General features: G+C 70.1%; 16 protein-coding genes and 5 pseudogenes. 15 read left to right on the top strand and 6 right to left on the bottom strand.

Translation table 11 applies throughout. The features are described 5' to 3' along the window. Positions 1-2 precede the first annotated feature (2 nt). The 7 genes and pseudogenes from ABZ464_RS39465 to ABZ464_RS39495 all read left to right on the top strand — a co-directional run. The gene (locus ABZ464_RS39465) at positions 3-1,463 is read left to right on the top strand and encodes an MFS transporter (RefSeq protein WP_359286098.1); all 1,461 of its coding nucleotides are present in this window, start codon (positions 3-5) and stop codon (positions 1,461-1,463) included. Beyond that, on the top strand, positions 1,463-2,347 hold the full coding sequence (locus ABZ464_RS39470) for an aldo/keto reductase (protein WP_359286101.1): 885 nt from the start codon (positions 1,463-1,465) through the stop codon (positions 2,345-2,347). Before ABZ464_RS39465 ends, ABZ464_RS39470 begins: the two co-directional genes overlap by 1 nt. Before the next feature lie 31 nt (positions 2,348-2,378). Further along, the gene (locus ABZ464_RS39475; protein WP_359286104.1) at positions 2,379-3,449 is read left to right on the top strand and encodes an NAD(P)-dependent alcohol dehydrogenase; all 1,071 of its coding nucleotides are present in this window, start codon (positions 2,379-2,381) and stop codon (positions 3,447-3,449) included. A gap of 165 nt (positions 3,450-3,614) precedes the next feature. After that, complete coding sequence (locus ABZ464_RS39480; RefSeq protein ID WP_359286107.1) at positions 3,615-4,415, top strand: SDR family oxidoreductase; 801 nt, start codon at positions 3,615-3,617, stop codon at positions 4,413-4,415. Positions 4,416-4,467: 52 nt separating this feature from the next. Beyond that, positions 4,468-4,851 carry a nuclear transport factor 2 family protein gene (locus ABZ464_RS39485; protein WP_359286110.1) on the top strand — a complete coding sequence of 128 codons (384 nt, stop codon included), beginning with the start codon at positions 4,468-4,470 and terminating at the stop codon, positions 4,849-4,851. An 8-nt stretch (positions 4,852-4,859) separates the two neighbouring features. Next, the gene (locus ABZ464_RS39490) at positions 4,860-6,461 is read left to right on the top strand and encodes a Na+/H+ antiporter (protein ID WP_359286113.1); all 1,602 of its coding nucleotides are present in this window, start codon (positions 4,860-4,862) and stop codon (positions 6,459-6,461) included. A gap of 152 nt (positions 6,462-6,613) precedes the next feature. Continuing rightward, positions 6,614-6,772 (top strand): annotated as a pseudogene (locus ABZ464_RS39495) (molybdopterin dinucleotide binding domain-containing protein); the annotation flags it as partial. Positions 6,773-6,856: 84 nt separating this feature from the next. On the opposite strand, the pseudogene ABZ464_RS39500 reads toward ABZ464_RS39495, so the two are convergent. Further along, positions 6,857-7,022 (bottom strand): annotated as a pseudogene (locus ABZ464_RS39500) (transposase); the annotation flags it as partial. 291 nt (positions 7,023-7,313) lie between these two features. Between ABZ464_RS39500 and ABZ464_RS39505 the strand changes: the two are divergent. Then, a complete protein-coding gene (locus ABZ464_RS39505; protein ID WP_359286116.1) occupies positions 7,314-7,919 on the top strand; it encodes a dihydrofolate reductase family protein in 606 nt (201 codons plus the stop codon). Positions 7,920-8,299: 380 nt separating this feature from the next. Here ABZ464_RS39505 and ABZ464_RS39510 read toward each other — a convergent pair whose 3' ends face one another. After that, positions 8,300-9,331: a ketopantoate reductase gene (locus tag ABZ464_RS39510; protein ID WP_359286119.1), complete on the bottom strand. Its 1,032-nt coding sequence runs from the start codon at positions 9,329-9,331 to the stop codon at positions 8,300-8,302. A gap of 321 nt (positions 9,332-9,652) precedes the next feature. On the opposite strand from ABZ464_RS39510, the gene ABZ464_RS39515 reads away from it, so the two are divergent. Then, on the top strand, positions 9,653-10,246 hold the full coding sequence (locus ABZ464_RS39515; protein ID WP_359286121.1) for a TetR/AcrR family transcriptional regulator: 594 nt from the start codon (positions 9,653-9,655) through the stop codon (positions 10,244-10,246). Positions 10,247-10,512: 266 nt separating this feature from the next. Here ABZ464_RS39515 and ABZ464_RS39520 read toward each other — a convergent pair. Both ABZ464_RS39520 and ABZ464_RS39525 read right to left on the bottom strand, forming a co-directional pair. Then, a pseudogene (locus ABZ464_RS39520) lies at positions 10,513-10,704 on the bottom strand (transposase); the annotation flags it as partial. A gap of 15 nt (positions 10,705-10,719) precedes the next feature. Continuing rightward, the gene (locus tag ABZ464_RS39525) at positions 10,720-11,787 is read right to left on the bottom strand and encodes an IS110 family transposase (protein WP_359286247.1); all 1,068 of its coding nucleotides are present in this window, start codon (positions 11,785-11,787) and stop codon (positions 10,720-10,722) included. A 363-nt stretch (positions 11,788-12,150) separates the two neighbouring features. Here ABZ464_RS39525 and ABZ464_RS39530 point away from each other — a divergent pair. From ABZ464_RS39530 to ABZ464_RS39555, 6 genes and pseudogenes are all read left to right on the top strand, one after another. Further along, positions 12,151-12,502 (top strand): annotated as a pseudogene (locus tag ABZ464_RS39530) (transposase); the annotation flags it as partial. Between the two features lie 223 nt (positions 12,503-12,725). Further along, positions 12,726-13,319, top strand: coding sequence for a TetR/AcrR family transcriptional regulator (locus tag ABZ464_RS39535; protein ID WP_359286124.1), 594 nt, complete (start codon positions 12,726-12,728; stop codon positions 13,317-13,319). A 139-nt stretch (positions 13,320-13,458) separates the two neighbouring features. Then, on the top strand, positions 13,459-14,193 hold the full coding sequence (locus ABZ464_RS39540; protein WP_359286127.1) for an NAD(P)-binding domain-containing protein: 735 nt from the start codon (positions 13,459-13,461) through the stop codon (positions 14,191-14,193). A gap of 281 nt (positions 14,194-14,474) precedes the next feature. Further along, positions 14,475-15,815: an NtaA/DmoA family FMN-dependent monooxygenase gene (locus ABZ464_RS39545; protein ID WP_359286130.1), complete on the top strand. Its 1,341-nt coding sequence runs from the start codon at positions 14,475-14,477 to the stop codon at positions 15,813-15,815. Further along, entirely contained in the window at positions 15,812-16,318 is a 507-nt protein-coding gene (locus tag ABZ464_RS39550) for a flavin reductase family protein (RefSeq protein WP_359286133.1), read from the top strand. Before ABZ464_RS39545 ends, ABZ464_RS39550 begins: the two co-directional genes overlap by 4 nt. Positions 16,319-16,441: 123 nt before the next feature. Then, positions 16,442-17,461: an LLM class flavin-dependent oxidoreductase gene (locus tag ABZ464_RS39555; RefSeq protein ID WP_359286135.1), complete on the top strand. Its 1,020-nt coding sequence runs from the start codon at positions 16,442-16,444 to the stop codon at positions 17,459-17,461. A gap of 215 nt (positions 17,462-17,676) precedes the next feature. Here the strand turns inward: ABZ464_RS39555 and ABZ464_RS39560 are convergent. Beyond that, positions 17,677-17,832, bottom strand: a pseudogene (locus ABZ464_RS39560) (IS630 family transposase); the annotation flags it as partial. Further along, complete coding sequence (locus ABZ464_RS39565) at positions 17,819-18,184, bottom strand: hypothetical protein (RefSeq protein ID WP_359286138.1); 366 nt, start codon at positions 18,182-18,184, stop codon at positions 17,819-17,821. The pseudogene ABZ464_RS39560 and the gene ABZ464_RS39565, both read right to left, overlap by 14 nt. Between the last annotated feature and the right edge of the window lie 28 nt (positions 18,185-18,212).

The raw sequence follows: 18,212 nt of genomic DNA on the forward strand, positions 1-18,212 counted from the left end.
CTGTGCGCACCGCACCCGTACCCGCAGCGCGCGCCGACCGCGCGGCCGATCAGAGCGTCAAGGCGCCCACCGGCGCCCCGGTCCACGCGACGTTGATCCTGACCATCATCTGCGTCAGCTACTTCATGGTCATCCTCGACAACTCGATCGTCTTCACCGGGCTGCCGCAGATCCAGTCGGCCATGGGGTTCTCCGACTCCGGATTGTCCTGGATCACCAACGCCTACGTGCTGGTCTTCGGCGGGCTGCTGCTCCTGGGCGCCCGTGCCGGTGACCTGTTCGGGCACCGCAGGATGTTCGTGCTCTCCCTGGTCGTGTTCTCGCTGACCTCGCTCCTGGTGGGCACCGCGCAGACCCAGTGGTGGATCATCGGCGCCCGCGCCTTTCAGGGGGTCGGCGCCGCCGTGCTGGCCCCGTCCGCCCTGTCCCTGCTCACGCGCGGCTTCGCCGAGGGCCGGGCCCGTAACCGGGCGATGGCCGCCTACAGCGCTGTCGCCGGTCTGGGCGCCTCGCTCGGCCTGGTGGTGGGGGGACTGGTCGCCGACCTGGTCTCGTGGCGGGCCGGCTTCTTCCTCAACGTCCCGGTCGGCATCGTGATGATCGTGCTCGCGGTGCGGTACCTGTCCGAGACCGGGAGGCGGCGAGGCGGCTTCGACGTCACCGGCGCGCTCCTTTCCACCCTCGGCTCGACCGCTCTGGTCCTCGGCATCGTGAACGCCACCGAATTCGGCTGGACCGCCCCGGCCACCGCCGGCCCGCTGGCGGCCGGTCTGGTGCTGCTCGGCCTGTTCGTGGCGGTGGAGCGGCGGGCCGCACAGCCGATCGTGCCGCTGCGGCTGTTCGCCGGCCGGGAGCGCAGCGGCGCCTACGTCGTGCGGATGCTCTACATGGGCGCCATGATGGGGTTCTTTTTCTTCACCGCCCAATACGTGCAGAGTGTCTACGGCTGGACGCCCCTGCAGGCCGGCCTGGCCTTCCTGCCGATGACCTCGGTCAACTTCGTCGTCGCCGTCCAGGTGCCCCGCCTGCTCGAGCGGGCCCGCAGGCCGCTGGTGCTGCTGGCCGGCGTCGTGCTGACCGCTGCCGGCATGGTCTGGCTCAGCCGCCTCGGTCTGCACACGCCCTACGTCACGGGCGTGGCGCTGCCCATGATCCTGATCGGCGCCGGGCAGGGCCTGGCGCTGGCTCCGATGACCTCCAGCGGTGTCGACGGCGTCGCTCCCGAGGACGCCAGCGCTGCGTCGGGCCTGGTCAACACGGTGCATCAGATCGGCAGCGCGCTGAGCCTGAGCATCCTCACGGCCGTCGCCGCTACCGTCGGCACCGGCTCCACGGCCGCCGACATCGCATCCCGCTCGGGTGCGGCCCTGACCGGCTCCGCCGTCCTGCTCGCGCTCGCGGTCGTCGCCGTCCTCACCCTGATCGTGCCCGCACGGGCCACCCGTAACGAAAGGTCCCTGTGATGCAGACCCTCACCCTCAACAACGGCGTCCGGATGCCCGCCCTCGGGCTCGGTGTCTTCCAGACCCCGCCCGACGAGACCGTCTCCGCCGTCCAGGCGGCCCTCGAACTCGGCTGCCGTCACATCGACACCGCCGCCGCGTACGGCAACGAACGCGAGGTCGGCCGGGCCATCCGCGACTCCGGGGTGCCCCGCGAGGACATCTTCATCGAGACCAAGATCTGGATCAGCGACTACGGCTACGACGAGACCCTGCACGGCTTCGACAAGAGCGCCGCCAAACTCGGCGTCGACCGGATCGACCTGCTGATCCTGCACCAGGCCCTGCCCACCGAGTTCGACAAGACCCTCGCCGCCTACCGCGCCCTGGAAAAGCTCCTGACCGACGGCAAGGTCCGCGCGATCGGAGTCAGCAACTTCATGGTCGACCACCTCACCGCGCTGCTCGACGCCACCGACGTCGTCCCGGCCGTCAACCAGCTGGAGATCCACCCCTACTTCCAGCAGCGCGACGTCCTCGACTTCGACAACGACCGCAGCATCCTCAACCAGGCGTGGTCGCCCATCGGCGGCATCACCTTCTACCCGGGCTACGGCGAGGACCGAAAGAGCGTCCTTGCGGACCCGGCCGTCACCGCGATCGCTGCGGCGCACGGCAAGAGCCCCGCCCAGGTACTGCTGCGCTGGGGCATCCAGCAGGGCCGCTCGGTGATCCCCAAGTCCACCAAGCGCCACCGCATCGCGGAGAACATCGACGTCGTCGACTTCGAGCTCAGCACAGACGAGCTGACTGCCCTCGACGCCCTGGAGACCGGCCGGCGCGGCGGCCCCGAGCCCGAGAACATCACCCTCGCTGCCTACGGCCGCGCCATCCCCGAAGCCTGACGACACCTCCTACCTGCACAAAGGAATCACCATGCCTACCACCGTCAACGCGTTCGGCACCCACGAAGCGGGCAAGCCGCTCGTTCCCGTCACCATCGAGCGCCGCGACGTCGGACCGCACGACGTCAAGCTCGGCATCCTGTACTGCGGGATCTGTCACTCCGACATGAACTACGTCGACGGCACGTTCGGCCCGCTGGCCATCAGCCCGCTCGTCCCCGGCCATGAGATCGTCGGCCGGATCACCGAGATCGGCCCCGACGTCACCCGCCACCAGGTCGGCGACTTGGTCGGCATCGGCTGCATGGTCAACTCCTGCCGCACCTGCGAAAACTGCCGGGCGGGCCAGGAGCAGTACTGCCTCCAGGGCAACACCCTGGTCTTCGGAGCTGCCGACCCCGCCGAGCCCGGCGCCCACACCCAGGGCGGCTACTCCGAGGCGATCGTCGCCCCGGAGGACTTCGTCGTACGCCTCCCCGAGAGCCTCGACCCGGCCGCCGCCGCTCCGCTGCTGTGCGCCGGCATCACGGTCTACTCCCCGCTCAAGCGGTTCGGCGCCCAACCCGGCACCAAGGTCGCGGTCGTCGGCCTGGGCGGCCTCGGCCACCTCGGCGTGAAGATGGCCAAGGCCATGGGTGCCGACGTGACCGTCCTGTCCCAGTCCGCCGGCAAGCGCGAGGCCGCCGCTGCCCTGGGCGCCGACCACTACGCCGTGACCGGTGACGGCTCAGCGTTCACCGAGCTGGCCAACACCTTCGACCTCATCCTGAACACCGTCAGCGCTCCGGTGTCCCTCCCCGACTACCTCGGGATGCTGCGCTTGCACGGCACCATGGTCAACGTCGGCGTGACGACCGAGCCGATGCCGATGGAGGTATTCGCCCTCCTCCAGAACGGACGGTCCTTCGTGGGATCGCTGTTCGGCGGCATCGCCGAGACGCAGGAAATGCTCGACTTCGCGGCCGAGCACGACGTCACGGCCGACATCGAGCTGATCGGGGCACAGGACATCAACACCGCCTACGAGCGCATCCGCGCCTCCGACGTCCGCTACCGGTTCGTCATCGACGGCGCGACTTTCCCGAAGCCGAACCAGTCCTGATCCGCCGCCCGCGGTCGACGAGCCCTGGAATCGCCCTTGTACACGGGTGCCCTGCGGCGACGACACCGCAGGGCGGGCCGCTGCACAGAGCGCGTGGTCGTCAGGCCCGAGTGGAACCGTCGACGTGGGCGCCGGTCGCGCCCCACCTTCTGCAAGGAACAGAACATGGCAACCCATCCACTGACCGTGCTGGTGGTCGGCGCCACCGGCAGCATCGGACGGCTCGTCGTGGCCGAAGCCATCGCCCGCGGGCACACCGTCCGGGCGCTGGTACGTGACCGCGCGAAGGCAACACAGCTGCTGCCCGCCGACGCCGAGCTCGTCACCGGCGATGTCACCCGGCCCGAGACCCTGCCTGACGCGGTGGCCGGAGCCAACGCCATCGTCCTCACCCTCGGCTCCTTCGGCACCGGCTCCTCCTCCCCGGAAACGGTGGACTACGCAGGCGTACGCAACGTCCTGACCGCCCTGGCCTCCTTGGACCGCGCACGGCCCCGCGTGGCGCTGATGACCTCCGTCGGGGCCACCACCCGCAGCAGCGGCTACGGCCACCTGCTGGAATGGAAGCGCCGCTCGGAACGCCTCGTACGGGCCAGCGGCCTCACCTACACCATCGTGCGGCCGGGCTGGTTCGACCTGAACGGACCCGACGAACACCGGCTGGTGTTCCTCCAGGGCGACCGCCGCCGGTCCGGCGGCCCCGCCGACGGAACGGTCGCGCGCGCCGACATCGCACGGGTCCTGGTGGCGGCCCTCACCGCACCCGAGGCGGCCGCCCGCACCTTCGAGTTGATGACCGAACAGGGCAGCGCACCAAGCGACTTGGGCCCGCTGTTCGCGGCACTGGACCAAGACCCGCCCGGCTCCGTCGACGCGGTACGCGACGAGGCCAACATGCCGCTCGCCGATGAGCCGCAGCGGGTCCGCGACGACCTCGAAGCTGTCCGGGCACGCGCCGCAGCCTGACGAGAAGCCCGGGCCGCGCCGCGCAATGCCCACCACGCACCAAGGAGTCAGCGTGCCACCGAACCCCACGGGGACGGGCCGGGAGCCCGTCTTCCAGGCCCACCACGCCTACCTGAACGCCATGGTCGAAGGGGATACCCAGGCACTCGACGAATTGCTCGACGACGGTTTCACCCTCACCCACATGACGGGATACGTGCAGCCCAAGGCCGCGTGGCTGGCCGAGATGCGGGCCGGACAGTTCGTCTACCACTCCATCGACGAGGTGGACACGACCCTCTGCCTCGACGGCGGCACCGCGCATCTGACCGTCCGGACCATGACCGACGCGACGGTGTACGAAAGCCGGGCCGACTGGCGGTTGCTGCTGACCACCGACTACGCCCGCCGCGGTGGCGCGTGGATCCCCCTGAGAACGGTCGCCACTACATGGTGACCCGCAGCGTGCCGGCCCTTGAGTTCGTCGTGCTGCTCGGCTGCGCCCTGCTGGCCGGCGGCGCCCTCGCCCGTCAGCTCAAGGTGGCCACCCCCGTGATGCAACTGGCCGCCGGTGTCCTGCTCGGCTTCGTACCCGCGCTGCGCGAGACCGAGCTGCCCCCGGAGGTGCTGCTGCTCGTCTTCCTGCCGGTGCTCCTGTACTGGGAGAGCGTGACGACCTCGCTGCGGGCGATCCGGCGCGATCTGCGCGGCATCGTCCTGACCGGCACCCTGCTGGTGGCCGTCACCTCCTGGTCGGTGGCGGTGCTCGGGCACCTGCTCGGCCTGCCGTGGGGCCCGGCCTGGGTCCTCGGTGCCGCCGTCGCACCGACCGACGCGACCGCCGTGGGCGTGGTCTCCCGGCTGCTGCCTCGGCGCAACGTCACGCTGCTGCGCGCCGAGTCCCTGATCAACGACGGTGCGGCGCTGGTCATCTACAGCCTGGCGGTCGGCGTCACCGTAGGATCCGAGCACCTCGGCGTGGCCCACGTGAGCGGCCTGGTGGCGCTGTCCTACGGCGGCGGCATCGCGGCGGGCGCAGCGATCGCATGGCTCGGCATCCGGCTCCGACGCCTCGTGCGCAGGCTCGGCGAGACGATGCTGGACAACCTTACGATCATCCTGATCCCGTTCAGCGCCCACCTGCTGGCCGAGCAGGTCGAGGCGTCGGGTGTGCTCGCGGTGGTGGTGTGCGGCCTGGTCATGAGCCAGGCCGGGCCGAGCCTGGGCAGAGCCGAAGCCCGGCGACAGACGATGGCGTTCTGGTCGCTGGCGATGTACCTGCTCAATGGCGCCCTTTTCGTCCTGGTCGGACTCGAGGCACAGGCAGCGGTCCGCGAACTGTCGGGCACCGCACTGACCGACGCTCTCTGGATGGTGGCCGCGATCTCTTGTGCGCTGGTCGTCGTACGGTTTCTGTTCCTGTCCGTCGCGGCGTACACCATCAGAGCGCTGGACCGGCGCCCGCAGCAACGCGAGCGCCGCATGGGGCACCGGGCCCGTGTGGTCAGCGCCCTGGCCGGATTCCGCGGAGCGGTCTCCCTGGCGCTCGCCCTGTCCGTGCCCCACACCCTCGACTCCGGCGAACCCTTCCCCGACCGCGACACCATCGTCTTCGTCACCGCCGGCGTCATCGTGACCACCCTCGTCGTACAGGCCCTGGTCCTGCCATCCGTCGCCCGCTGGGCCCAACTGCCCCACGACACGGACGCCGACCGCGAACTCGCTCTCGCCCGGACCGCGGCGTCCGAGGCCGCGCTCGACGCCCTGCCCGCGGTGGCGGCCGATCTCGGCACCGATCCCGAGGTCGCCGAGCGGCTGCGCGTCGAGTACGAGACCCACCTCAACACCCTCCGGGCCACCGAGACGATGGACACCCCGGACGCCGATGCGCTCGTACGGCACCACGAGCAGGACACCGTCCTGCGCCTGGCCCTCCTGGAACACAAACGCTGCGCCGTCACCGGCCTGCGCGACGCCCGACGCATCGACGACGCCGTTCTCCAGCGGGTGCAGGCCCAACTGGACGTGGAAGAGGTGCGCCTGACCCCGGCGGCGGATCTGGAGTGAAGGCACACAACAGGTAACCGACGGGACGGAGGGCAACAGCCAGTGGTCGCACACGGCGAACAGCACGATCGACAGCCAGGCCGGCAGGACCGACAGCAGGACCGGTCGATGGCCGGGCGCGCGCTGCCCCTGGGCAGCCTCGCCGGCCAAGGACACGGCTGCACAGCCGGCTCGACATCGGCGACACGAGCCAGAAAGCGAAGAACGCGGGCAGGGAGCCGCTACGAATGCATCCCGAAGACGCGGCAGCCCGTGGCGTGTCGGACGCAGACGTCGTGCAGGTATACCTCTGGGGTTGTCGCGTTCGATGATGCTCTCGGGTCGCCTGGTCGTTTTCTCCGACGTCGTATCGGGTCGCGGGGCGGCGGAGATCCGCCACGGCTTCGCGGGTGAGTGAGCCGGAGCTGGGTGTGGGCGGCGATCACGAGCCACGTCCAGTGGTCTCCGGCGTCGGGGGTGCGGATCGTCGGGGCGGGTCCACCCCAGGGTCTGCTTCATCAGCCAGAAGGTGTGTTCCAGGTCGAAGCGCCGCAGGAATGCCTGCCGGCGCACGTCGACGTCCTCGCCGCTCAGGCACCGGCAGACACAAGCGCACAGAGGTCAAGAGACAAGCTGAGGACCTGATGCTGCAGGGGCTGGTCACCGTCGTGGTCCCAACCCGTGTGGGCTGCCCAACGGGCAAGGAACTCCAGCCCGCGATCGCGGGCCGTTCGCGGGTGGGGCTGAGCTGGGGCTTCGACAGAACTCCCTGATCGGCTGCAGATGGGTTTTCTCGTTACTCCACAGCGTGGCCGATGAGTTTGTGGCTTCCGGCCGGTCCAAGCTCGTGACACCCCAGGAAAGGACACTGCCATGTCGGAGCTTCTCGTCGACTTCATCACCTCCCTCGACGGCTACGCATCGGGAGAGGGATGGCCCGGGTTCTGGGGCCTCGAGGGCCCTGAGTACCTCGCATGGCTCGGCGAGCAGCCCGAGGCCACCTACCTGATGGGAGCGAACACCTACCGCCTGATGTCGGGTTTCGCCGCAGGCGAGGTCCCGAATGGCCAAGACGAGTTCAGGCCCGAAGAAGAGGCGTCCGTCGACGAGCTCACGCAAGCGTCCAAGGTGGTGTTCTCCTCCTCCCTCGAAGATCCACTGACGTGGGCCAACTCCACGCTCGTCCGCGACGACGCCGTTGAGGTGGTCCGCGCCATGAAGTCGAGTGGTTCGGGGCTCCTCAGCACGATCGGCAGCCTCGGCCTGTGCCGGTCCCTGCTACGAGCCGGACTCGTCGACCGCTTCCGGGTCGTGATGTTCCCGGTGATCACCGGGGCCACGGGCGAAGAACGCATCTACGACGGCTATCCGGACGTTGCCCTCGAGATGATCGGGCATCGCACCTTCGACGGCCGCATCCAACTGGTCGAGTACAAGCCCCGCGTGCTCGAGCACCCACCGCTCGGCGTCCCTGCGTGAAGTCGCCCCGCCGGGCAAGACCTTGAGCGTCTCGCCGAACCGCCCGGCTGTCATCACCCACACGGGTGGCGCCCCGCTCACACCGCGGCGGCCTTTCGGTCGGCTTGATCCACCCCAGGGTGCGCAGTGGTCGAACTCGACTCGCCTCACCCGGAGTCGTTCGGCGGCCTGGTCGGGACCGAGCGGGGTGTTGGCGGCGACCAGGGCGGCCAGGCCCTCGCGCCGGCACACGGCGTCGACCTGGTCGGGGTTGACGAGCGACCCCTCCGGGTTGCCGCTGAGGTCGGTCAGCAGACAGCCCGCGATGAGCCGGCGGACCACGAGAGCGGTCACGTTCGCCCGCTCGCCGCCCTTCCGGCGCGCGGGCGGTCCGGCAGATGTCACCGTGCCTGGTCGTCAGGGGCTGCCTCAAGCCGGGCCAGGAGCTCTTCAAGTGCCGGCATGGCATGGCCGGTGCGGCGGCCTTCGGCCAGGCAGTCGTGCAGGGTTTCGACGTCCTGGGCGCGGACCTTGCCGCCATGGTGGAAGCGATTGAACGCCTGGTAGTCCAGCGGCAGCATGTCCCGTTCGATGCTCTCGTGCGTCTGGGCGGTCTCGCGCGGGCCCATGGCCTTGGCCATCTGCTGCCCCGTCTCGCCGTGGCGCGGGAGAGTCATGATCTCGGACTGGGCGCTGCAGGCCAGATTCCACAGCTCCTCGTCCTGCGTCAGGGTCGCGAAGTCGGGCCAGCCGGCGAGCTCGCCGGCCGCGTACACAGGCGCGGCGGCGTTCAGGAAGACGTCGTCGACGGCGCGGGGGATCTGCGCACACTGCGATTGACCGCTGCGCTCGTACAGCGAGGTGAACCGCTCGGCGGCAGCGGCATTGCCGGTCTCGATGCGGAAGCCGATCCGGTTCGCCGGATGCCGGTAGCAAACGCTCGCCTGCGCCAGTGTCGCCGGGTCCGTCGGCGGATGCACGGGCAGGTCGGCCGCGGCCTGGTGGCTGAGCATGCCGAGGAACCCGTGGGTGAGCCGGTCCTCCTCGATGCCCAGGGCCTGGAGGTGGTGCTCGCGGACGCCGAGGCCGAAGCCGCACATGATGACGTGTGCGTCGCAGGCCCGGACCACCTTGCCCAGGCCGCGCAGCAACTCGGTTCCCTCCCGCGTCCGGCTGGTGTGGCCGTCCAGCGTGATGATGACGAACTCGAAGCCCGTACCCGCCAGTTCCGTCACGTCATCGGCGACGCGGTAGTTGCCGAAGGTCTTCAGTTCGGTGTCGTCGTAGCAGTACAGCTGCTGCGTGGAGCCGAGCGCCCCCTTGCGGCCCGGCCGTACCAGGAAGGTGATGTCGGCTCCCGCCAGCCCGAGGTGGTAGCCGACGGGCAGCCCCGTGGCTCCGGCGCCGACGATGAGGACGGATGGGGTGGTCATGCGAATGCCTCCGGTTGAACAGTGGTTGATCGGTCTGGTTGATGCAGGGGTGCTCGGGGTCGGCCGAGCTCGGCCAGGCATCGGGCGGCCGGGGGCGCCGCTGTGGAGCGCGTCACCGCTGTGGTTCACGGCCTTACTGATCCCGGCTCGGTCCCGGCCCACGCCGCCGCGGTGCCTGCGCAGAACGTCCAGCCTGTCCGCACGCGTGTGAACCATGAGCGCTTCTCGGAAATAATGATCCACATGTGAAACATTGTGTCAGAGTAGACGGGGGTGTTCAGGACTGCAATCTTGAGTCTTTCCTGCAGTAGCATCGGAGGCGTGACCCCAGCCGTGACCCGAACCAGCACCCGCGACATCGCCCGCAGTGCCGTACGGGCCGAGCTGGCCCAGGTGGCCTTGGACCTGGTCCGCCGCGAGGGGTACGAGAACGTCACCGTGAACGACCTCGCCACCGCCGCCGGCGTCTCGCGCAGCACGTTCCTGCGCTACATCGGCAGCAAGGAGGAGGCCGTCCTCAGTGCCTTCGACGCGCACGGCGAGCAAGTCGCCGAGGCGCTGCGCGCCCGCCCTGCCACCGAGGACGACTGGACCGCGCTACGGCGTGCACTGGACACCTTGATGGAGCGCTATCGGCAGGACCCGCAGAGCGCGCTCGTGATCACGCGGCTGGTCCAGGACACCCCGGCGCTGTGCGCGCGTCACCTGGAGAAGCAGAAGGGCTGGCGGCCGACTCTCGCGAAGACCCTCGCCGAGCGCACCGGTGAGGCCGAGCCGACGACGCTGGCCCACGCCACACGCGCCGCCGCGGCACTGGAATGCCTCGACGTCGCCCTCGACCACTGGACAGCCTCCGACGGCCGGCTGGACCTGCCCGACCTCTTGGACGAAGCGTTCGCCGCCCTGACTTTCTGACGCAAGCCGCGGAGCGGTGACCCGTACCGCTCCGGCCGGGGGAGGGCGGGGGCCCGGGGAAGCCGAACGCGTCTCTCCTCGGACCGCAGCAGGAGTATCTGTCTGCCTGATCGCCGGTGTCCCCGAGAGCGACTCGTTCGAGGCGACCGCGACGCTGTTCTCCTCCTCTCGTCCGAGGCATAAAAGAGTCGCACGCAGTCGATGAGGATCACCGGATAGACCGGGCGCTCTCCACTGATCGTCGCGAATCAGCAGCAGGCCAGTTCGATCTGCGGCTCGAAGCTGCCGTCGCGGTCACGCGGCACCGTGATTTCCGCCGGGCCGACGTCGGTCAGTACGGTCTTGGACCGGGCCCCGTTGCGGCTGTTGCAGCTGCCGGCACCGGCCGGGTCGTGCTTCTCGTAGCCGAGGTGGTCGGTGATCTCGCCTTCGAGGGCGGACTGCAGCATGCGCTTGGAAGCTCCTATAGATCGTCAAGCAGCCTGCTGGAGCTGCGCGGCTGTGATGCCGGGGTGTGGGAGGTGTTTGTAGACCTCGCGGGCGACGAACCGTTTCAGACAGCGGATGATGTCCTTCTTCGACATGCCGTCGGCGGTGCGACGGGCCACATACTCCTGTGTCCGGCGATCGTGTCGCATGCGGACGATCACGATCGTGTGCAGGGCCCGGTTGGCTTGACGATCACCTCCACGGTTGAGCCGGTGCCGATTCGTACGGCCGGAGGATGCCGGAATGGGTGCGGCCGCACACAGGTGCGCGAAAGACGCCTCGGACCTCAGCCGCCCCGGGTTGTCACCAGCCGTAATCAGGAGCTGTCCGGCGGTCTCGGGACCGACACCCGGCAGGGCGACCAGCTGCGGTGCGGCCCTCGTCACCAGGGGCTTCAGCTCAGCGTCCGCATCGGCGATCTCCTGGCTGAGCGCCCGGTAACGACGGGCAAGACGCCGCAGAGCCGTCCTGACGGCGCAGGCCGGGTCCGCCAGATCGCCGGCCGGGCGGGAGCGGGCCAGGTGGTCACTCAGCTCCACCGTGGACAACCCCCGGAACTGCTCGCGCACTTCGGCAGGGGCCGTGACGATCAAGGTGCGGATCTGGTTGATAGTCTGGGTGCGGGCCTTGATGGCCGAGCTGCGGGCTACCCGCAGGGCGCGGATAGCCTCGGCGATGCCGTTGCGCGACTTCGGCGTCCCCTTCGCGCGGCCCGAGAGCACGGCCGTTGCCGCGGCGTAGGCGTCGACAGGGTCGGACTTGCCGTTGTCCCTTCGGGCCTTGCGGTCCGGCCGGTCGACCTCCACGACGGTGATGCCATTCGCCGACAGGAACCGGGCCAGCTCGGCTCCATAGGCGCCGGTGCCCTCGACGCCGACGGCCAGGACCTCGCCGTGCGAGCGCAGCCAGCCCAGTAGCTGCTGGTAGCCAGCTGGGCTGGTGGGGAACGGCTCCGTGGCCAGGTGACGGCCGACCGTGTCGATGACCGCGGCCTGATGGGTGTCGGTGTGGGTGTCGATCCCGCCGATGACGGCTATCTCATCCGCTGCCATGCTGGTGTCTGCTGTCCTTCCGTACGACACGTGAGAGGCGGCACGCGCGCCGGTCAGGCCGACGGACAAGACAGTGATGGGACCTTTGGCCGGGCTCCTATGAAGTCACAGACGCCCGACCGGCCGCGCGCAGCGACACCACTTGGAAGATCGACAATTCCAAGCAAGGACAACCCAAGTGCCGGTCAGCCGCCGGGTCAGACCTCCAAGCGGTGCCGCGGGCTACATCATCACTGTCAGCTGCTGCAGCAGCCCGCCCTGCCCGATCAACCGCCCGTCCAGCACGTCCGCCGACAACTCGGTCGCACGGACCTCTTCAACCGCCTCGGCAGAGACAGTCACGTCGCTCGTCAGGTGCTCGTGTGGTCCCGTGCCCTCCCGCAGGGCGCGCAGCCGTCCACGGTGACCGTGTCGCAGGACGCGGCCGGACGCTGGTACGTGTCCTTGCTGTGCGAGGACCCCGGCGGGAACTGTCCCTCAAGGCCAGGGGTGACGGCACCAACCGGGCCAAGGCCCGCCGGGAAGGTCGCCCGCATCGCCGACCGGCGACGTGACGACCTGCACAAGCTCACCACTCGGCTCGTTCGTGAGAACCAAACGATCGTGATCGAGGACCTCGCCGTCCGCAACCTGCTGAAGTACGGCCGCCTTGCCCGCGCCATCCTCCTCCAAGCTGTGTTCGAACTGCGGAGCCCTGCAGGACAGGATGCCGCTGCGCGCACCGGCCCTCGTCCGGCCGGGTCATTCGGTTCGGCCGGCCGGCCGGCTCTGGTCTGCTGTTGGCCGCGCGTCGGCGGGCGCCTGCATCATCTGCGCTCACGCGCGGGGCACCCCATCCGATTTGACCGGAGGGTTCCTCCGTTTTACCGTGGAGGTAATTCGGAGGTGGCCTCCGGTTCGGGTCGGGTCGCCGTACCGAAAAGGGTGTAGGAGGGTACATGAACGCCAGGGAGCAACAGGGGCGCAAGCCCCGTGCCGACGTCCAGCGCAATCGCGCGGCCCTCCTGGAGGCCGCCCAGCGCCACTTCCTGCGGGACGGGGTCGGTACGTCACTGGAGGCGGTCGCCAAGGAGGCGGGCGTCGGGCCGGGAACGCTGTACCGGCACTTCCCCACCCGCGAGGCCCTGCTGGCGGCCGTACTCCAGTCCCGCACCGAGGAACTGGTGGCCCGCCGCGAGAGCATCGCCGGCATCGACGACGCCGGCGTGGCGCTGACACAGTGGCTGCGGGCGATGGAGGACTACCTCAGCGCCTACAGCGGACTCCCGGAACCCCTCATGGCGGCGACCCGAGCAGAGGACCCGGACAATCCGCTCACCGTCCCCTGTGACGAGCTCATCGCCACGACCGACGCGTACGTGCGAGCGGCACAGCGCACAGGGTACGTACGCCCGTCGGTGACGGGCTACGACCTGTTCCTCGCGGCTTGCTCGGTCGCCTGGATCAAGGGCACCGGCGCCACCGGGGAATCGATCGAACGGCTGCGGGCGCTCGTCGCCCGCGGATACCGCGAGCCGGACGGCCGCATCTGACCGTCGGCACCTCGCTCAAGGCCGGACCGCGGGGACACCCCGGCGCTTGACGGGATCGGGCAATGGCCCGGCGATCCCGCCACCCCGTCATCACATCAAGCCGCCCGCAGGGGTGGCACAGCCTTCGAAGGGACAAATCATGAAAATATCTGTTATCGGCGCTGGAGCGATCGGCGGAAACCTGGCCCGCAAGCTGAGCCTGGCCGGTCATGACGTCCAGGTCGCGGACGCCCGGGGGCCCGAGGCCGTCACGGCCGAGGTGCTGGAGGCGGGCGCCCGCGCGGTGGCCCTGGACGCGTCGGTCCAGGGCCGGGACGCGATCGTCCTGGCGATCCCGTTCGGCGTGCAAGGACAACTGGCGGAGCTGATCGCCACCGCCCCCGCCGAGACCGTGGTCATCGACACCTCGAACTACTACCCGCACCTCAGCGGGCGGATCGAGGCGGTGGACGACGGCCAGGTGGAGAGCGTGTACGCCTCCGGGCTCCTTGGCCGGCCCGTCGTCAAGGCGTGGAACGCCGCCCTGGCCGAGACCCAGCGCACCCGAGGTCTTCCGGCAGGCGCGGCGGGCCGAATCGCCATCCCGGTCGCCGGCGACTCCGCGGACGCGAAGAAGGTGGCCATGAGCCTGGTCGACGACACCGGCTTCGACCCCTACGACGCCGGCGCTCTGGCCGACTCCTGGCGCCAGCAGCCGATGGGCCCCGCCTACTGCACCGAGCTGACCCTCGACGAGCTCCCCGCCGCCCTGGCCGCGGCCGACCGCGTCAAGGACACCGCCGTCCGCGACAGCATGCTCGAGCGCTTCGCCGCCCTCCCCGACAATCCCACCCTGGACGACCTCGTCGAGATGAACCGCGCCGCCCACCGGTGACACCCACCTCCCGCAGGACGGCGCCCGCGCGGGGCCGCTGCGCCGGAGACGCGACGGGACGTGCCCGATGTCCGTGCGCCGCCGGTGCCGCGGCCTCGCGCGGTTGCGCTGCGCGGCCGCCCGCCGGACACGCAGGCGCAGCGGCCCGGACGTATCGACCGCACCCGGCGCTCCCGGCCACCGGGCACCACTCTCCTTGCAATACGGAGGCATCCTCCGTATTGTCGGGAAGGTAATCGGAGGCATCCTCCGTTTTCCTTTCGCCTGTTTGGAGGCGTCCCATGACAAGCCCGCAGATGCTCCTGGCCATGCAGTTCACCAGCGGCTATGGATCCGAGCCCGGGGCGTGGCGGCTGCCCGGGGCGAACCTGTCCAGCTACACGGACATGGACCAGTTCGTGCGCTACGCACAGGCCGCCGAGCGCGGCAAGATCCAGCTGCTGTTCATCGCGGACACCCCGGCCCTGGACGTGGACCTGGAGACCGAGCACCCGCACACCCCCATCGACCCGCTCCTCGTCCTCACCGCGATAGCCCGCGAGACCGCGCGGATCGGCCTGGTCGCCACCGGCTCCACCACCTTCAACGAGCCCTACAACCTCGCCCGCCAGTTCAAGGCCCTGGACGTGATCAGCCACGGCCGGGCCGGCTGGAACGCGGTCACCACCTCCCACCCGGCAGCCGCGGCGAACTTCGGCTCCCGCATCCCGCCCCGCGCGGAGAAGTACGAGCGCGCCGACGAGTTCGTCCAGATCGTGCAGGCCCTGTGGGGCAGCTGGGAGAAGGACGCATGGGTCCTCGACGTCGCGGGCAAGCGGTTCGCCGACATGGGCAAGATCCAGCCGGTCAACCTGCAGGGCCGCCACGTCGCCTCCCGCGGGCCGCTGCCCATCCCGCCCTCCGAGCAGGGCCAGCCGGTCGTCTTCCAGGCGGGCGGCGGCGGTTACGGCGCGGAACTGGCGGGCCGGTACGCCAGCGGCGTCTACGCCAACCCGATGACGATCGACGACGCCATCGCCCAGCGGGGCACCCTGCGGGACGCCGCCAAGCGGGCCGGGCGCGACCCGGACGAGGTGAAGGTGTTCGCCGGCTTCATGCCGACCATCGCCCCCTCGCGCCAGGCCGCCCTTCAGCGGCGCCGCTTCCTGGACGAGTCCGTCGACCTGCGCCAGCGCGTCCGCTACCTCGGCGCGATGATCGGTCTGCCGCTCAGCCACGAGCAGCTCGACGAGCCGCTGACCGAGCGCCAGCTGGCCGATGCCGCGCCCAGTCCGCACGACGCACGCTCCGCCCGCGCCCTCGAGGTGGCGCGGGAGGGCTGGACTCTGCGAGACGTCCTGGCGCACGGCGTCATCGACTACCACCCGGTCGTCGCCGGCACCGCCACCGACGTGGCCGACCACATGCAGGAATGGTTCGAGGCCGGGGCCTGCGACGGGTTCTCTCTCGCCATCGACGGCTACCACGACGGCGTAGACGCCTTCGTCGACCAGGTCGTCCCGATCCTGCAGGAACGCGGCCTCTTCCACCACGACTACGAGGGAGCCACTCTCCGTGACCACCTCGGGGCCCGCGACCAGTACGGTCTCGACCCCCGTGTCACAGAAACGGCCCGGTCATGACCGCCACCCACCTCCCCGGCACCGCCACCCCGCAGGTGTTCCGCGACGCCATGGCCACCGTCGCCTCCCCCGTCGCCGTGGTCACCGCGATGGACGGCCCGCGCCCGCACGGCACCACGGTCAGCGCCTTCGCCTCCCTGTCCCTGACGCCTCCCATGGTGCTGGTGTCCCTGGACAACCGCTCCCAACTCCTGGCGATCATCCGCCGCACCGGACGCTTCGGCCTCAACATCCTCGGCACCCACCAGGCCGGACTCGCCGCCGCCTTCGCCCGGCCGGGCCGGGACAAGTTCGACGACGTCATCTGGTCGCCCAGCGCGAACCTTCCCCGCCTGCCCGGCTCGGCGGCATGGATCACCGCCGAGGTCGACGACTGCATCACCGCCGGCGACCACACCCTCCTGCTCGCCCACGTCCGCGCCGCGGAACCCGGCGAGGAAGGCCCCAAGCCCCTCACCTACCACCAGCGTTCGTTCGGCACCCACACGCCACTGGCCACCTGAGCGGCGCGCTCCTCCCCACAGCCTTCGCCGCGCCTGCCTGGCTTCCCCTCACACGTCGTGCGCACAAGACAACTCCGCTGCCCGGCGGCCCTCGACTGGGCTGCCAGCAAGGACACAAACACCATGAAACTCTCCCTCGTCGAGCTCTCCACCGTCGCCCCCGGCGGTGACAGGGCCCAGGCCCTCAGGGACTCGGTCGACGCCGCGAAACAGGCGGAGGACCTCGGCTACCACCGCATCTGGTACGCCGAGCACCACGACGCCGCCGGCGCCGCCTCCTCAGCACCCGAGATCCTCATCGCCCTGGCCGCGGGCGCCACCTCCCGTATCCGGGTCGGCTCCGGCGCGGTGCTGCTCAACCATTACAGCCCCTACAAGGTCGCCGAGACGTTCCTCCAGCTCGAAGCCCTCGCACCGGGCCGCATCGACCTCGGCCTCGGCCGCCCCACCGCGGGCCCCGTGGTGGACCTCGCCCTGCGCCGCGACCGCGACGTACCGCCCGCCGACGATTTCGCCGAGCAGGTCCAGGAAGTACTCGCCCACTTCCACGGCCACTTCCCCGCGGGCCACCCCTTCGCGCGGCTGAACCCGGCCGCGGGCGTCGCCTCGCGACCCGAAGTGTGGATTCTCGGCTCCTCGGGCAACAGCGCCCGGATGGCCGGCGAGCTCGGCCTCGGCTACGCCTTCGCGGGTTTCATCAACCCTGACGGCGCCAGTCGCGCCCTGCTGCGCCACGGCGCGTTCTCCGCACCCGTGGCCGACGGGCCGGCCGGAGGTCGCGGCATCCTCTCCGTCGGCGCCGTGGTCGCCGACACCGACGCCGAGGCGCGGCGGCTGAACTGGTCCAGGACCGCCCTGATGGCACGCCTGGCCCGCCAAGGGCCCGCGGCCCAGGTTCCCACGGTCGAGGAAGCCGAGCGGGAACTCAGCCAGGACCAGAAGGACACCCCCGCCGTCATCACAGACGGCCGCTGGCCCCGCCAGCTCGCCGGCAGCCCGCAGACCGTACGGGATCAGCTGGAGCAGATGACCAAGGCCACCGGTGTCGACGAAATCATGGTCCAGGACCTCATCGCGGACCCCGCGGACCGAGCGCACTCCCGTGCCCTGCTGGCCCAGGCCCTCGACGTCGCTGCTCGTTGACGGTCCCCGTGTAGAGGCGTTGGCCAGATCACTGGTGCGGACGGTGAGGAAGCGGGGCAGGCCACGTCGACGGGGTTCCCTCGTCGGCTTCGGACACGTCGGCAGACATCAGGTTCAGCTGCATGATCCGGCCCGGCAGCTTCCGGCAGACCGGTTCACCGGTGCTCCAAGCCTCTACCGTCAGTTAGCCTGTCCGCCACGTCGAGCCCTGACGCGATCCGCGCCGGTGAAGTCACCGCGGCGATCTTCGCAACCGGCATGCCCTGCGCGAACAGCAGGATCATTTGATCCCGACGCCGGATCGCCACCGATCCCGTGCCCCGGCGGAGGATCCGCACCAGCCGTCGGCCCTCGTCATCACCGATCTCGATGCTTGGGGAGTTCCCCCTGCTCGGTGATCATTCGCATCCACCCCTCGAGGGTGGCGACGAACTCGTCGAGGTCGGAAGTGGTGTGGGAGGCTCCTTCATGGTCCCAGTCGGGGTTGAGGACGACAACGCGGAAGCCGTAGCCGTGGTACCAGCCGGCGTCGATGTTGATCTCCCGGGCCTGCAAGCCACCCTTCCGCGCCGCCTCCTGCGCGGTCAGCCACGGCGGTCGTGCGGTGCGTGCCCAGTACAGGTCCTCGGAGTCGTTGACCTCGACTCTTCCATCCGGCAGCCGTCGGGCCAACAAGGTGTTGTAGACGATGTTCCAGCCCATGGGGACACGCAGCGGGAGCAAACCCCAGTCCTCGCAAACAGCTGTGGCC

The organism is Streptomyces sp. NPDC005820 (genome assembly GCF_040630255.1).
GTDB lineage: Bacteria > Actinomycetota > Actinomycetes > Streptomycetales > Streptomycetaceae > Streptomyces.